Source organism: Sphingobacterium sp. xlx-130, assembly GCF_011007405.1.
In the GTDB taxonomy this organism is placed as follows: domain Bacteria; phylum Bacteroidota; class Bacteroidia; order Sphingobacteriales; family Sphingobacteriaceae; genus Sphingobacterium; species Sphingobacterium luzhongxinii.
The window spans coordinates 97,772-113,795 of sequence record NZ_WFKN01000005.1; the positions used below are offsets into that span (position 1 = coordinate 97,772).

General features: G+C 39.0%; 17 protein-coding genes. 15 read left to right on the forward strand and 2 right to left on the reverse strand.

Translation table 11 applies throughout. The annotated features are described in order from the left end of the window. Positions 1–86: 86 nt before the first annotated feature. Entirely contained in the window at positions 87–407 is a 321-nt protein-coding gene (locus G7B18_RS09175; protein WP_164109302.1) for a DUF493 domain-containing protein, read from the forward strand. Between the two features lie 41 nt (positions 408–448). Here G7B18_RS09175 and G7B18_RS09180 read toward each other — a convergent pair whose 3' ends face one another. Then, positions 449–1,279, reverse strand: a complete 831-nt coding sequence (locus G7B18_RS09180) for a glycogen/starch synthase (RefSeq protein ID WP_164109304.1) — start codon at positions 1,277–1,279, stop codon at positions 449–451. A gap of 147 nt (positions 1,280–1,426) precedes the next feature. On the opposite strand from G7B18_RS09180, the gene panC reads away from it, so the two are divergent. From panC to G7B18_RS09220, 8 genes are all read left to right on the forward strand, one after another. Next, positions 1,427–2,272 (forward strand): pantoate--beta-alanine ligase, encoded by an 846-nt coding sequence (gene panC / locus G7B18_RS09185; protein WP_164109306.1) that lies wholly within the window; start codon positions 1,427–1,429, stop codon positions 2,270–2,272. Positions 2,273–2,332: 60 nt separating this feature from the next. Beyond that, positions 2,333–2,683, forward strand: coding sequence for an aspartate 1-decarboxylase (gene panD, locus G7B18_RS09190; protein WP_164109308.1), 351 nt, complete (start codon positions 2,333–2,335; stop codon positions 2,681–2,683). 6 nt (positions 2,684–2,689) lie between these two features. After that, complete coding sequence (locus G7B18_RS09195; protein ID WP_240452817.1) at positions 2,690–3,055, forward strand: hypothetical protein; 366 nt, start codon at positions 2,690–2,692, stop codon at positions 3,053–3,055. 361 nt (positions 3,056–3,416) lie between these two features. Further along, positions 3,417–5,657, forward strand: a complete 2,241-nt coding sequence (locus tag G7B18_RS09200; protein ID WP_164122423.1) for a TonB-dependent receptor — start codon at positions 3,417–3,419, stop codon at positions 5,655–5,657. Between the two features lie 20 nt (positions 5,658–5,677). Continuing rightward, on the forward strand, positions 5,678–6,163 hold the full coding sequence (locus G7B18_RS19215) for a TlpA family protein disulfide reductase (protein ID WP_164124244.1): 486 nt from the start codon (positions 5,678–5,680) through the stop codon (positions 6,161–6,163). A gap of 216 nt (positions 6,164–6,379) precedes the next feature. Beyond that, positions 6,380–7,063: an FKBP-type peptidyl-prolyl cis-trans isomerase gene (locus G7B18_RS09210; protein WP_164109314.1), complete on the forward strand. Its 684-nt coding sequence runs from the start codon at positions 6,380–6,382 to the stop codon at positions 7,061–7,063. A gap of 82 nt (positions 7,064–7,145) precedes the next feature. Continuing rightward, the gene (locus G7B18_RS09215) at positions 7,146–7,745 is read left to right on the forward strand and encodes an FKBP-type peptidyl-prolyl cis-trans isomerase (RefSeq protein WP_164109316.1); all 600 of its coding nucleotides are present in this window, start codon (positions 7,146–7,148) and stop codon (positions 7,743–7,745) included. A gap of 332 nt (positions 7,746–8,077) precedes the next feature. Continuing rightward, entirely contained in the window at positions 8,078–8,725 is a 648-nt protein-coding gene (locus G7B18_RS09220) for a DUF6266 family protein (RefSeq protein ID WP_164122425.1), read from the forward strand. A 20-nt stretch (positions 8,726–8,745) separates the two neighbouring features. Here the strand turns inward: G7B18_RS09220 and G7B18_RS09225 are convergent, their stop codons facing one another. Then, the gene (locus G7B18_RS09225) at positions 8,746–9,798 is read right to left on the reverse strand and encodes a gliding motility lipoprotein GldB (protein WP_240452819.1); all 1,053 of its coding nucleotides are present in this window, start codon (positions 9,796–9,798) and stop codon (positions 8,746–8,748) included. Between the two features lie 50 nt (positions 9,799–9,848). Here G7B18_RS09225 and G7B18_RS09230 point away from each other — a divergent pair, with 50 nt between their 5' ends. The 6 genes from G7B18_RS09230 to atpC all read left to right on the forward strand — a co-directional run bounded on the left by G7B18_RS09230 (position 9,849) and on the right by atpC (position 15,736). Further along, complete coding sequence (locus tag G7B18_RS09230; protein WP_164122427.1) at positions 9,849–10,511, forward strand: porin family protein; 663 nt, start codon at positions 9,849–9,851, stop codon at positions 10,509–10,511. A gap of 41 nt (positions 10,512–10,552) precedes the next feature. Further along, positions 10,553–12,193, forward strand: a complete 1,641-nt coding sequence (locus tag G7B18_RS09235) for an NAD+ synthase (RefSeq protein ID WP_164122429.1) — start codon at positions 10,553–10,555, stop codon at positions 12,191–12,193. A 144-nt stretch (positions 12,194–12,337) separates the two neighbouring features. Continuing rightward, positions 12,338–12,916: a DUF4136 domain-containing protein gene (locus G7B18_RS09240; protein ID WP_164109325.1), complete on the forward strand. Its 579-nt coding sequence runs from the start codon at positions 12,338–12,340 to the stop codon at positions 12,914–12,916. A 227-nt stretch (positions 12,917–13,143) separates the two neighbouring features. After that, positions 13,144–13,737: a hypothetical protein gene (locus G7B18_RS09245; protein WP_164109328.1), complete on the forward strand. Its 594-nt coding sequence runs from the start codon at positions 13,144–13,146 to the stop codon at positions 13,735–13,737. A gap of 136 nt (positions 13,738–13,873) precedes the next feature. Continuing rightward, positions 13,874–15,376 carry a F0F1 ATP synthase subunit beta gene (gene atpD / locus G7B18_RS09250; protein WP_079643312.1) on the forward strand — a complete coding sequence of 501 codons (1,503 nt, stop codon included), beginning with the start codon at positions 13,874–13,876 and terminating at the stop codon, positions 15,374–15,376. A gap of 108 nt (positions 15,377–15,484) precedes the next feature. Beyond that, positions 15,485–15,736, forward strand: coding sequence for an ATP synthase F1 subunit epsilon (gene atpC / locus G7B18_RS09255; protein ID WP_164109330.1), 252 nt, complete (start codon positions 15,485–15,487; stop codon positions 15,734–15,736). Positions 15,737–16,024: the final 288 nt, after the last annotated feature.

Sequence of the window (16,024 nt, forward strand, 5' to 3'; positions counted from 1 at the left end):
TAGTCTGTAAGCTATAAGCCCTAATCTGTCAAAATAACATAGGCATAGTAATTGCAATTACCATTCGAAAGAAAGGAAATTATTACATGAAAGATTTGGGAAACATAAACATTAAGGACATCAATGAAAATGATGGAAAAGACTTCTACACCAGTTTCAGAGAAAAATTGGTTGATGTCGAGCAATTCCCCACATTATATACCTTTAAATTTATTGTACCTGCCACAGAAGAGAACAAACTAGCAATAGAAAAACTCTTTGAACACCCTAGTACAAAAATACAGGTAAAAGATTCAAAGACGGGAAAATACAACTCGTTGACGATTGAGACTTTTGTAAACAGTGCCGATGATGTTATTGATTATTACAAAAAAGTATCGTCCATTGAAAAAGTGATTATGTTATAATACAAAAAAGGCTGTCAATATGACAGCCTTTTTTATATCCTTTAAGCTTCTACTTCTTCCGAAGCAAATTCTTCGTACAGTGTTGCAAAGTTTTCGTAATCCTCAGCAGATTCTGGCTTAAACACCCTGATTTTTTGATCCTCAACAAATTGAAGAACATCATTATTCAGATTATCATCTGCCATCACCACGACATCTGTGTAACTTAACGCTCCTTTATGAACATCCGCATAACTTCCAGAACCGTATACTCCGGCATCTGCTTCCGAAACATCTTCCTGCGCAGCCATCCCGGCATACTTAGCACCTAGACTATCCGTAGCTGCAAAATCCTTATCCTCGTTAAACAACGAATAGAAAACCTTTGCATCTTTAAACGTAGGATCATCATGGTACACCTTTTTAAGATACATTGGTATCATAGCTGTAAACCATCCGTGACAGTGTACTACATCTGGGGACCATCCCAATTTCTTGACTGTCTCCAGAGCACCTTTGCAGAAAAACAATGACCTTTCATTGTTATCATCAAAGAACTTTCCACTCTCATCCCTAAAAATCTTCTTTCTTTGGAAGTATTCCTCATTATCCAAGAAATACACCTGCATACGTGCCGCAGGCAAAGAAGCCACTTTAATGATTAATGGATTATCGTTATTATCCACCACTATATTCATTCCCGACAACCTTATCACCTCGTGAAGACGATTTCTGCGCTCGTTAATATTACCAAATCGCGGCATTAGGATGCGTATTTCGAATCCTTTTTCCTGCATAGCTTGTGGTAATTGACGAGTTATTTCAGAAATTTTACTTATTTCAAGGAAAGGCGACATCTCGTGGGTAACAAACAATATTTTCGTTTTTGCCATCTCCAATTGCTTTTTTTATTTATTTGAACAGTAAAATCGGTCTACAAAGATACGAATAATATCCAAATTTTACAATTCATTAAAAAAGACACCTTTCTAATTACAAATATATTATGCAATTTTGTCCCCTATTTTGCTCAAGCAGCTATGGAAATATACAGTACAAAAAGCGAACTTCAGCACCAGCTACAGCTTTTACGAGAGGCTGGTAAAAAGATTGCATTGGTACCCACAATGGGTGCCCTTCACGAAGGCCATATTTCACTGATACAGGAAGCTCAAAAAGCTGCTGATGTAGTGGTATGTAGTATCTTTGTGAATCCCACGCAGTTTAACGACCCACAGGATCTGGAGAAATATCCCCGTCCGATTGCAAATGATATTCAATTGTTGGAAAGGCAGCAATGTGACATCCTTTTCTTACCCCCCGTCGAAGAAATGTATCCCTCAGCTAATGAAAGTTGGGAAATAAATCTGGGAGACCTGGACAAAATATGGGAAGGCGCGCAAAGACCTGGACATTTCCAAGGTGTCACACAGATTGTACACAAGCTATTTAACCTCGTGTCACCAGATGTGGCATGCTTTGGACAAAAGGACTTTCAACAGGTGATGGTCATACAGCACATGATTGATCTCAAAAAGCTTCCTATTTCACTTATTATATGCCCGACCATACGCAGTAGTGATGGACTGGCCCTGAGCTCCAGGAATGCACGTCTCTCCGATAAAGGTCTACAGGAGGCTTTAATTCTTTACAAAACCTTAGCACAGACTAAAGTCGATTTTGAAAGCAAGACACTAACCGCCTTGAAACAGGAAGCCGAAGATAGGTTGACCACAGACGAACACGTCAAATTGGAGTATTTTGCCATATGTGAGACCCGAACTTTGAAAGAAGCCACCACCAAAGACCAATCTAAAAAATATGTTGCCTTAGTCGTCGCCTGGGTAGAAGGTGTACGCCTTATAGACAACATGCTATTAAACTAGTAACAATTAAATAACAATTTAAAGGACAACTTTTAATAAGATAAAAGCTAATTTTGTATTATGATGATTGAAGTAATGAAGTCGAAGATTCATAGGGCACGTGTCACACAAGCCGAACTGAATTATGTGGGGAGCATCACCATCGACGAGGACTTGATGGATGCAGCAGATATAATTGCCAACGAGAAGGTACAGATAGTCAACAATAATAATGGTGCTCGCTTAGAAACTTATGTCATCCCCGGTCAAAGAGGATCTGGGACCATATGCCTTAATGGCGCCGCTGCCAGACTGGTTCAAGTGGGCGATATCGTCATCATTGTTTCCTACGCGACAATGGAAAGAGAAGAAGCAAAAAAACACGAACCAAGATTGATATTTCCAGACGACCACAATCGCCTGATAAAATAAAGTAATTTGATACACACTATTTCCAGATATCGCAGACTATTCGCCTACCTTCTTGCAGGGTGGATGTCTGTCATTATCGTCAGCGGAATAGTGTTTATGCACAAAGAGGTAACTTCTAAGGGTGAAATTATCACACACATTCACCCTTATAACTTTACCAAGAAAAAAGACAAACACCACCATAAGAACGATGCGGAGATCCAATATCTTAACGTCGTTTTTCAAGGGACATTTATTGAGACGGTATTTACGGTATTCGAAGCGCCCTACTTTCAGGAATTCGACTATATAGCTTACCCGTCTTACACAAAAACCTATCATTTTACCGAACACCTCGACACCTACCTCCGAGGTCCGCCCGCACTTGTTTAGTTATTAATATTACTTGCAAATATGTCGATTCGCAAATTTGCGGATTCGCAGATCTGTATTTTTCAATTTATTAAATTACTAATCAAAGGTTACACGGCAAATTTCTGTTTTTACTAGAAACATGTCATTGCAGAGGTGAGTTTTTGAAACAAACACATCGAAGGCTAATGACAGTAAACGTCACCTTGAGCGGAATGCAGTGGAGTCGAACGGGTCTAAAGATATAGCTTGTAGATCCTCCGATGTTCCGAGTAGGCTCTCCGATTCGATTCACGAATAAATTCGGAACACAGCGGAATGACGGTATAGTTTATAAATCGAGTTTTTGTCGTGCACCCAATATCAAGCACAAGATATTATTATGTCTAAATTTTACTATGGCCTTGTCACGGCCGTATTTATACTATGCCACACACTCAGTGTATATGCACAACAAATAGCCGGTTACGTCCACGATGCAGACGGCAATCCGCTAGAAAATGCTACAGTGCGCTTTGAAGGAAGCAGCACTGGAACAAAAACTGCATCTGATGGTAAATTCGAGCTACCATTACCAACTTCAAAAACAAAAATCTCCATTCGTGCAATAGGGTATGTGACTGTACAGCAGACTGTTGAAAAATCAACATACAAAAACGGAAACATCTTTATCTTGGAAAAAGACAACCGCAACCTGGATGAGGTCGTTGTATCCGGTACCTTGAAAGAAGTATCCCGCTTAGACAGCCCGATCCCGGTAGAGGTGTATACCGCCAAGTTCTTCCGGGCCAATCCAGCTCCGACCATCTTCGAATCACTTCAAAATATCAACGGTGTACGTCCGCAGATCAACTGTAGCATATGTAACACCGGAGATATCCACATCAATGGCCTAGAAGGACCTTATACCATGGTACTTATCGATGGTATGCCTATCGTATCGGGTCTATCAACGGTGTACGGATTAAATGGTATTCCACAAGCACTGATCGAACGCGTTGAAGTTGTCAAGGGACCGGCGTCCACGCTATACGGCAGTGAAGCTGTTGGAGGTCTAATTAACGTTATCACAAAAGCTCCATCCAACGCCCCCCTATTTAGCTTGGAAACATTTGGAACCACCTGGCAGGAATACAACCTTGACCTTGGTGGTAAGTTTAAAGTCGGCTCTGCCCAATCACTATTGGGAGTAAACTACTTTAACTATTCCAACCCGATCGACAAAAACAATGATAACTTCACGGATGTAACCCTACAAGATCGAATCTCCATATTCAACAAATGGAATTTCGCACGCAAAGACAATAAAACATTCTCCGTAGCGGGTCGCTACGTGTATGAAGACCGTTGGGGCGGTGAGATGCAGTGGAACAAAAAATACCGTGGAGGTAATGAAGTCTATGCCGAAAGTATCTACACCAAACGATGGGAACTAATGGGGATTTATGACTTGCCAGGCAGTGAAAACTTTTCACTCTCCATAAGTGCCAATGGTCACAATCAAAACAGCTACTATGGCACCACACCATACATGGCGGATCAACGGATTTTCTTCGGTCAACTGACCTGGAATAAAACCCTAAAGAATCATGATTTATTAACAGGGCTTGCCTATCGGTACACATACTATGACGACAATACGCCTGCTACAGCCGAGGTATCACATACGCACTTACCGGGTTTATTTTTACAGGACGAAATCACACTACACCCGCAACACAAATTGCTAATCGGAGCACGCTACGACTATAACTCGCTACATGGAAGCATTGTGTCTCCACGGATCAATTACAAATGGAATTCCAAAGACAAAAGTCAGGTATTGCGTATTGGCGGTGGTAATGGATATCGAGTAGCCAATGTATTTACAGAAGATCATGCTGCCCTGACTGGCGCACGCGATGTGGTCTTCGATGGTGACCTAAAGCCGGAAACGTCATGGAATGCAAATGTCAACTATGTAAAGAAGTTCTATGCCGATAACGGATCAGTCTTCGCTATTGATGCGACAGGCTTCTACACGTACTTTACCAATAAAATTATCCCAGACTACGACACGAACGTAAAACAGATTATCTATTCCAATTTAGATGGCCACGCTATCTCCAAAGGAATATCTCTGAACCTGGATTGGGCACATCACAGCGGACTGAAAGCCATGATCGGCGGTACGATAATGGATGTATACAGCGAAGAGAACGGCATACGTGAAGTACAGAAACTCACCGAAAAGTATATGGGAACATGGACTATTGGCTACAACATTAAACAGATTGGATTAAATATTGATTATACAGGAAACATAATAGGCCCTATGCACTTACCCGTATTAGTAGGCATACCAGATTATACCGACCCACGCCCAGAACAGTCTAAAGCTTTCAGTATACAGAACATACAGCTAACAAAGCACTTCAAACATGGTATCGAAGTATTTGGTGGCGTAAAAAATCTATTGAACTGGACACCAACAAAAGGCCTACCATTCTTAATCGCCCGGGCACATGATCCATTTGAGGACATTCAAGACTCTAGCCTCCCTCCATTTGACCCGAACTACGTATACGGGCCTAATCAGGGAATTCGCGGCTTCCTCGGCGTAAGGTATAATGTATTTAAATAATGGTTGATGGTAAATTGTTAATGGAGAAATATCTATCCCACATACGAGCTTTACTTTTAATATCGGTTTTATTTGTGACAGGCACTAGCCTGTCACAAATAAAACCGATATCCATTGCATATGTCGACAGTCTATTAACGCATGATGCTAAACCAGTCCTGGTCTTACTTTCTACGGAATGGTGTCAATATTGCCAGATGCAAAAACTACAAATCCGCAAAAACAAAAAGTTCCTTCAAATGGAACATCTATTCTACTATGTAGAATTTGACGCGGAAAGTAAAGATCCTATCCAATTTCAAGGAAAGGAATACGTCTTCAAACCTACCGGTGCCCATGTCGGTACCCATGAGCTAGCAGTAACGTTAAATGGCCCCAATAAACTGGCATTTCCAACGTGGGTACTATTGGACAAAAACTACCAGGTACGTTTTCGACATGGCGGAGTACTACGCCCACAACAGATAAACGAGTTATTATATACCCTAGAAAAAGAACTGCTCTAAAGTGGAATAGTAAATAGATTTAAGGGATATAAGACGAAAACAAAGTGCCTAGTTTTAAAGCAGTTGTTAAAATTTTACTAATTTTAACAAAATTATGTAGCGCTTCATTTAATTTTAGCGTTTTAACCGTTAAATAACAATTAAATTTATAAACGTATATATCCCTAGGCTAAAACCAGGTGTATATTATTGCCACTAAAAAACAATTTATATACAATGAAAAATCTATTTAAGACCGTATTGTTCGCTGCAGTTGGTACTGTGATGTTTGCCTCTTGTAACAGTAAAGACGATTATGACTATGATGCAGATAATTTAAAACAAGAAAAAGCTATAGATTCTATTTTCACCAAAGATAGAGCGATAATTGAGAATTACATAGATGAAACTTTTCAAGAGGATAGTTTGAAGATTACTTACAACTATTTAGGCAAAACCATTAAAAGAGGATTGTGGTATAAAGTAATCACAGCTGTAAGCGATGAGAACGAGCAGGCATATAAATACCAAATTAACACCTCTGGCTACGGTTTACCAGTTGTTGCTCCAAAAGTAACCTTGAAATATACAGCAAGATTATTAGATGGTACAACTTTAGAAAATGGAACTCTTGTTGAAAACGAAGGTGGTGGAGAGTATGATTTTAGCACTAATGCTTCGAAAGTAATCAATACCGCATGGTATTTATCATTCTTCCCATATAATATCAGAGTAAACGAGCAGGATACTAGAGTTATTGGTGGGCTAACTAAAAATGGTTTGAAAAAAGGAAGTAGAATTATTGTAGTAACACCTTCATATTGGGCGTACGGAGCAAGAGGCAATGGTCAAACTGGAGATAAAGCAATCCCAGCAAATTCGCCACTTGTTTATGACTTTGAAGTATTAAGTATTCAATAAGTAAAAAAAGACTTATATTTAAAGGAGAAGACAATTGTCTTCTCTTTTTTATATCACAAAACCAAAACACGTAAATATATAAATGAAAAAAATATTAACGAACATAGTCTCTGCTTTCGGCTTGATCCTACTTATCAGCTCTTGTAGTAAAAATGAAGACACTTTTGATGCTGCCACTAGATTTGAAGAAGAAAAGGGTATAATAGCAACATATGCTAAAAGTAAATATCCCAACATGAACATTTCTAGTGACACCACAGGAATTTGGTTTGAAGTAATTAACCCTGGGGAAGAAGGGAGCTACGAATACAAGGTTATTGACACTGTCTATAACGGATATAACACGAAAATGGTTCGTCCTGCGGATATTACGGTTCGATATACAGGCAAGTTAATATCCAATGAAACTGTTTTTGATAGTAATACATCTGAAGCCGGAATGTCAGGAAAAACAACGGACTATATCTCTGCTTGGTACTATGCATTTATGCCAAAAAGCATAGGCGAACATAAAATTGGTGGCCTTACTTTAAAGGGACTACAGAAAGGGAGTAAAATAAGAATAATAACCCCTTCTTATTTTGCCTATGGTAATAGCTCCGTGGGTACAATACCCGCAAATTCACCCTTATATTTTGAAATTGAAGTGGTCAGCATAAAAGATCATAACCCCAATAAATAAAGGCATTTAAAATAATAATAAAAACACAGTGTCCCAAAAATTGGGCACTGTGTTTTTATTTTGTATACCTTTTCACCATCCTCCTCCCTACCTCCCCCTACAGCCCTCTAGGGATTAACTAGGTATCAACTCGAGTACAAGTTATTATATAATAGGTATTTTATTCGAACATTATACGGAGATTATACGGACTTCATTCGGATAGAAACGAATAATCTCCTTGTTACATACATGTAGTATCCTGATTTATTTTGTTTTAAAATATAAGTAGATATTAACTTGTCCCCTATTATTTAGTATATTTAGTATCAACTAAATAAACTTAAAGTAAGATGGGAAAAACTGAAAATGGACCTATGGGATCTGCTAGAGGGAAAGTTGGGCCTCTCGTATATTATAAATGGAAAGATAAAGATTGTGTCCGTAGCAGACCTCGAGTCAATAAAAAACGTAAACTCTCAACAGATGAGAAAAAAAATCGAGGCAAATTTGGCTACACGCAAAAGTTTTTAAGTAACCTTACGGAGGTATTAAGACTTGGATTTCACAATTATAGCAAGAACCAGACTGCCTTCAACTCGGCAATGTCCTACACTCTAAACAATGCCGTAAAGTCTGACGACAATGGTTTTTACATCGACCATTCCTTATTCCACATCAGTAAAGGAATTGGATCCCCATTGACAGGAGCGACAATAACCTATGAAGATGGCATACTAAGTTGCCATTGGGATTACGATCCAAAGACAGTTAACGGTGATGGCTTCTTTCGTACGCTTTTCATAGCTATACCCGAAGATCCAAATCTTGATGTCTGCGGCGATATTTTGAATAAAGATCTAACACATAGACAAGAAGATATGATTATTCCAGCCTCTCCTGACAAGGATAAGCTCTATCATATCCACCTTGGCTTTGTCGCAACAGATCATAGCAATCAAAGAATAGACAGTATTTATGTCGGTACAGTTACAGCTTAACGGCTGAGAATGTCCTCTTATTATTTACCTTTAAACTTAGACTGCTCCAATATCTTTTGTGCGTCTTTCTCCTTGAAAAGCGCTGCAAGGTCGATTTCGGGATGATGCTCCATATATTTGCGTACCATCATCCAGCCTATATAAGAACCTAACTTGGGTGCTGATTCATTATTCTCGCCCAGCTCTGGAGTGAAAGGTGCGTCCGTAAAGTATTTTTGCGTCTTTAGGTAATCCGTATCGTACAAAAGCCCCTCTTGGAGAAACCAGGCCCAGATATCTTGCTGATATTTCTTTGTCCATGCAAGCTGCTCCGGCGTATAGCCTATTTTTGTCTCATCGGAAGTCTCCTCCAACAACACATCCATCGCATACAATATCTTCCCGTTGTACAGCATGTGCTGCAACGTATTCTGATTGACATTATCTTGCTGAAGGATTTCTTCACGCAGTACGGTCTCTACCACACGTGGTGTTATGTTTTCGGGGGTAAACCGTCGCGACATATACAGTGGAATAGAACGCACCAACGCTGGATAAAATTTGGAATCGGCACCTAAAAACATATCCAATCCTATTCCAACATAATCTTCTCCAATCGGAGTCTGAAAGGAGAAACCTCCCATAAAAGCGATAAACCGAGGTATCTTATATGCGGGGAAATAATACTTAATATACTTGAATGCCTTCGTCAATTCTTTTTCCTGCTTATCCAAATTCGGGAATTTGTGCGCAACTTCATAAGCCAGATCTATAAAATCTTTTTTCTTCAGGATTTCGCGTAAATGATCCGCCAGTATCAAACTATCTTTCGGATCGCCTACTTCTAGCATTTGATTCAGGTAGTCCGAATAGAAATAAGGATATTCTTGCTGCCATTCCTTATTTTTAAGCATGATATCCGGGTCTTTCAATGTATTAAACCGCTGATCGAAGCGCTCGATCTTAACAGCGAGATCTATCTTGGAGACGTCCGGCCTTTTTATGGCGTCTTCCTGACTACAGGAACTTATTGTGACGTGGAAAAGAGTAATAATTAAAAAAAAGGAATATTTTTGCAATAGTTTCAGATACATAGCTATCAACTTAAAACACAAAAATATAATTTATATAACAATTAAAAACTATGGTCCATATTACAAAGGCTTTCTTTTCTTTCATTTTTATATGTAGCATCTTTATTTCAGCACAGGAAGCTTACGCACAGAGCTACTACAGCGGTAGAGAAAAAAATATACGTTTAGGTCTTAGTGTAAATCCGAATCTTGGCTGGTTGCGTTACGAGAACGATCAGGAGTCTAGTCCTAAACTCGGTTTTTCTTACGGTCTAATTGCCGACCTTGGTTTCGCAAAAAATTACTATTTCTCTACGGGGCTATTAATCAACTCCATTAACAGCCGCACAGAGCCTGTATTCCTAAATATTGATCAAAATGACTTTGCTATCCCTGACTATAAAGACATTTCGCTGAAATACGTAGAAGTACCGTTGACAATCAAACTAAAAAGCACAGAAAATGAGCTCGGCAGATTCTATGGACAGTTTGGTTTTACGGCGGGTGTAAAAGTATCGGCGAAAGAAAAGTATGAGGGTGATGACAAACGGTCTATGAGCGGCGCAGATTTATTCCGCCTAGGTCTTCAGATTGGTGGCGGTGCGGAATGGAGACTGGGCAATGATATGGGATTTATGACCGGTTTGACATTCAATAATGGCTTTACGAGAGCTATAAAAGACGGCAAGCCAAGATCATCTTATGCAGCAGTAAATATAGGCTTGCTTTTTTAAACAAAAGAATCTAACAAAGCGGAAAACAAGTTAAAACAGGTATGAAGATAGCATTAGCCCAGCTTAATTATCATATTGGTAATTTTGAACAAAACGAAGAAAAAATACTTAAAGCCATTGACCTGGCCAAACAAGCAAACGCAAATCTTATCGTATTTGCTGAGCTGGCAATAGGGGGCTATCCGGCAAAAGATCTTCTGCGTAACGCTGTTTTCCTGGATCAATGTCAACAGTCCTTATCCCGGATCGCAACGCGCTGTGATACTATCGACTGTATTATAGGTGCTCCTATACGTAATGGCAGGGAAGAAGGAAAAGCCTTGTCCAATGCAGCGGTAGTTCTGTCTAAAGGTAAAGTACAAAATAGCTACAAAAAATCCTTACTCCCGGACTACGATGTATTTGATGAATACCGGTATTTTGAACCAAACCGCGATCTACACTGTATTGAACTATCTGACCTCAAAATCGCACTCACTGTTTGTGAAGATTTATGGGACAATGACCAAGACAATTCTTATAAAGGCGATCTGATGCTGGAATTGGCCCAGGAAAAGCCGGATCTCATCATTAATATTGCAGCGTCTCCATTTTCATACGTACATTACGAAAAACGCATAGCAGTACTGAGCGCAAATGCTTTGAAGGCTAATGCGCCTTTAATATATGTCAATCAAGTTGGTGCTCACACGGATATCATTTTCGACGGCCGTTCACTCGCTATGACTAAAAGTGCATCCATCATTGCTGAACTCCAGGCCTTCGAAGAGGATCTGCAATATGTTACCTTAGAAAGGGGCGATCTACAGCCTAATATTGATTTTAGACCCGAAGAGCTAACAGAAACTGCCCGTATACATCAAGCTTTGATCTTGGGTATGAAGGACTATTTCTCCAAATCGGGGTTTAAAAAAGCCGTATTAGGTCTATCGGGCGGATTAGACTCTGCTATCGTAGCAGCTCTAGCCGTCGAAGCCTTAGGTGCAGATAATGTATTGGCCGTATTAATGCCTTCGGTCTATTCTACCGAGCATTCTCTTAAAGATGCATTGGATCTGGTAAACAATACAAGTTGTCAACACCTCGTGTTACCCATAAAAGAGATCGCTCAATCTTTTGAAGAAACTTTAAGTGATGCCTTCAAGGGCTTATCGGCAGACACGACAGAAGAGAATATACAAGCCCGCACCCGGGGCACCTTATTAATGGCTATTTCCAACAAGTTTGGTCACATCCTTCTTAATACCTCCAACAAAAGCGAAGCAGCTGTTGGTTATGGCACCCTATATGGTGACATGGCGGGGTCATTAAGTGTAATTGGCGATGTGTATAAAACTCAAGCTTATGAATTGGCTAAATATATCAACAGAGAGCGGGAAATCATCCCTATCAATACGATCGTAAAACCTCCCTCTGCCGAACTGAGGCCTGATCAAAAAGATTCGGATTCACTGCCGGATTACGCCATACTAGACGCTATCCTCTACCAATTGATTGAACTGGAAAAATCCGGGTCTGAAATCATACACTTAGGTTTTGAAGAGCAGCTAGTCAGGCGAGTTACGAAATTGGTAAATAACGCTGAGTTCAAACGATTTCAGGCCCCCCCCATATTGAGAGTAAGCCCAAAAGCTTTTGGTTCAGGGAGACAAATGCCGTTAGTTGCAAAATTTTCTTTCTAAACGTTAAACCTTTTGAATTCCAAGCAGTCATACCGTATATAATTAGGTTTGGTTATGAAATATCCATGTAGCACGGTCCGTCATATCACGAATAAACTTCGTTGGGATATTCCATATTGCAGGTTAAAATCAAATTAAGCAAATATGAAAAATTTAGCACTATTTATAACAGCATTTGTACTTTTAGCGTTTGCATCTTGTTCTTCGCACAAATACCATACAACGCGTGTTCAAAATCTCGACTTCAGTCAATTCAAGACTTATGGCTGGTTACCGCCTTTGGATTCCCTATCCAAAGACTATTACAACAATGATATTGCAAAGGGTAATATTATGACTACAGCCAACAAAGAAATTGAAGCTCGTGGTCTAACCTATTCGAAAGATAACCCGGATATTTTGTTCCGCTATATTGCCATTGTCAACAATAAAAGCAGAATGATATACAGCACCCCTTATTATGGAGGCTGGGGATGGGGTGGCCCTTGGGGATGGGGTGGATACTGGGGCTGGGGCGGCTATTATGGTGGTTCTTATCCGGTTGCTAAAGAAAGAGTGAGATACGGTCACATTATCTTTGAGGCCATCGATCGCAAAACAAATAATGTTATCTGGCAAGCTAGAGGTACGTCAGAGGTTAATGAACCGGAAAAAGCAATAAACGAACTACCTAAAGTAGTCTCCGGCATCATGAAAGAATACCCTTTGCCGATACTAAAATAATAATATCAGAATAATAGTTAAATGAATAAAACCGTTAGATCGTTACTTTATTTTACGATCTAACGGTTTTATTCATTTATTGTTTTTATTCTGAAAGTGTCCGTTTTCAAAGGCCATCAAGAACTTTCATGATTCAATTGAATCATGAAAGTTTAATTTTTCTTGTATTCCTTCATTATATTTAGGACATTTATGATGTATTTAACATCATTTATCTATTTCTAACTATGCATAAGTCTATTTTATCTTTAGTTTTTCTATTCTTAGTATCCCACAGCTTCGCACAATTGACCTTACAGCAAAAATTACAGTCTAACTTAAACCTAACCACACAATTTCAAGTTCTGTTGGCTCAGTCCAGATCTCAAGATGCTGATTTTAAAATAATAAGAAAATCTAATATAGAAATCATACAGAAAAATGTAAGTGACTCCATCTCTAAATACACAAAAGAAATCGCGTCTCTTAAAAACAACTCTTCTTCGTCAGTCGCTACGGTAAAAGGCTTAAGAGACTCGTTGGGTTCAGTCCAAACCGAACTACAAACCGAAAAACAAAAAACAGACAGCATCTCTTTTCTCGGAATAGATTTCGCCAAAGGCGCATACCACACTTTAGTATGGGTAATCATTGCCGTATTGGGTATTGGCTTCTTTACGATGCTTATTTCTTTCCGTAAAGCCAAAGTAGACACCGTAGAACATAAAAAAACGGCTGAAGAGGCTCAAAATGAGTTTGCACAGTACAAAAAGAAGGCTATGGAAAAAGAGCAATTATTAAAAAGACAACTACTGGACGAGCAGTTAAAAAGGGATTCGTAAATAGCTTCAAAAAAACTTCCTATTTATTTTTTTATATGTTTTGCTTTTAAATAGATATACCTTATTTTTGCATTCCAAAATACAGCTATGAAAATAGCTGTTTATAAATAGATTAATAAATTTTAGTCCCTATAATATGCCCAATATTGGTAAAATAGCGCAGATTATCGGCCCAGTGGTTGACGTCAACTTTGCCGACAATGAAAATCTTCCTAAGATTTACGATGCATTGTACATTGAAAAAGAAAATGGACAACGTGTCGTTTTAGAAGTTCAACAACACCTTGGTGAAGAGCGTGTTCGTACGATTGCGATGGATGCAACAGAAGGTTTGGTACGTGGCATGAAAGTAGTTGATACGGGTGCTCCGATCAAAATGCCTATTGGTGAAGAGATCAAAGGTCGTGTATTTAACGTAGTCGGTTCGCCGATTGACGGCCTTCCTGAATTGGACAAAACAAACGGACGGTCTATACACAACACTCCTCCTAAATTTGACGATCTTTCTACAGAGTCAGAAGTTCTTTTCACAGGTATCAAAGTAATTGACCTTTTAGAGCCTTATGCAAAAGGTGGTAAAATCGGATTATTCGGTGGTGCTGGTGTAGGTAAAACAGTATTAATTCAAGAATTAATCAACAATATCGCAAAAGGACACGGTGGTCTTTCCGTATTTGCCGGTGTTGGAGAGCGTACACGTGAAGGAAATGACTTACTTCGTGAAATGTTGGAATCTGGTATTATCAAATACGGAGAGCATTTCATGGAAGGCATGGAAAAAGGTGAATGGCCTTTAAATACAGTAGATTCAGAGTTAATGAAAGACTCTAAATGTACATTTGTATTCGGTCAAATGAATGAGCCTCCGGGTGCGCGTGCTCGTGTAGCATTATCAGGTCTTACTATTGCAGAGTACTTCCGCGATGGTGATGGCGAAGGTCAAGGACGTGACGTCTTATTCTTTATCGATAATATCTTCCGTTTTACACAAGCTGGTTCTGAGGTATCTGCTTTATTAGGTCGTATGCCTTCAGCTGTAGGTTACCAACCTACATTAGCGACAGAGATGGGATTGATGCAAGAGCGTATTACTTCAACTAAAAATGGATCAATCACTTCCGTACAGGCCGTATACGTACCTGCCGATGACTTAACTGACCCTGCTCCAGCGACAACTTTCGCTCACTTGGATGCGACTACAGTATTGTCTCGTAAAATTTCTGAGCTTGGTATCTACCCAGCGGTGGATCCATTGGATTCAACTTCACGTATCTTATCCCCTGCTGTCTTAGGTGATGAGCACTACAACACTGCTCAACGCGTAAAAGAAATTCTTCAACGTTATAAAGAACTTCAAGATATTATTGCGATCTTGGGTATGGATGAATTGTCAGAAGAAGATAAATTAACGGTAACCCGTGCTCGTCGTGTACAACGTTTCTTATCGCAACCATTCCACGTAGCAGAGCAATTTACAGGTTTAAAAGGTTGTCTAGTAGATATCAAAGACACCATCAAAGGATTTAACATGATCATTGACGGTGAAGTAGATGAATACCCAGAAGCAGCTTTCAACTTGGTAGGTACAATTGAAGACGCTATCGAGAAAGGTAAGAAATTATTAGCAGAAGCAGTTTAATATAGAGTAGATAGTATTTAGTATATAGTAGTTAGATATCTTGTCTTACTATCCATTAGAAAAATATATTCTAAATACTAAGTACTAACTACTTAATACTATCAAAGCATGAAATTAACAATAATAACTCCAGACAAATTAGCTTACGAAGGCGACGTGACTGCTGTCACTGTACCGGGATCGGCAGGTTCTTTTCAAATTTTGAAAGGCCATGCTGCTATTGTGTCTACGCTAGACGACGGAAAAGTCATTATTAAGGATATTAGTAATGTCAATCACGTCATTATTATTAAAGGCGGTGTGGTTGAAGTAAAGGACAACAATATCATCGTTTTAGCGGAAGGAATTGTGCAAGAATAAAGAAACAGAACGATAATAAAAAAGCCCTTAAGACTTCAAGTTTTAAGGGCTTTTTTTTTGCTTTATAAACCAGCAATTTTAAAAAAATAATGTGTCATTTTGCGATTTTAGGAAGAAATTGGCAGAATTTTATAAAAATGATAAATCCCAAAAAATGAACCGATTTTAATTATGGTTCATATTAAACAAAATAAAATTCTGCAAAAACAAGTATTCAAGATTTCAAAAAAACAAAAATAAAAACATAATAAAATAATAAACTTTTTCAAAATACTCTATTTGCCTATT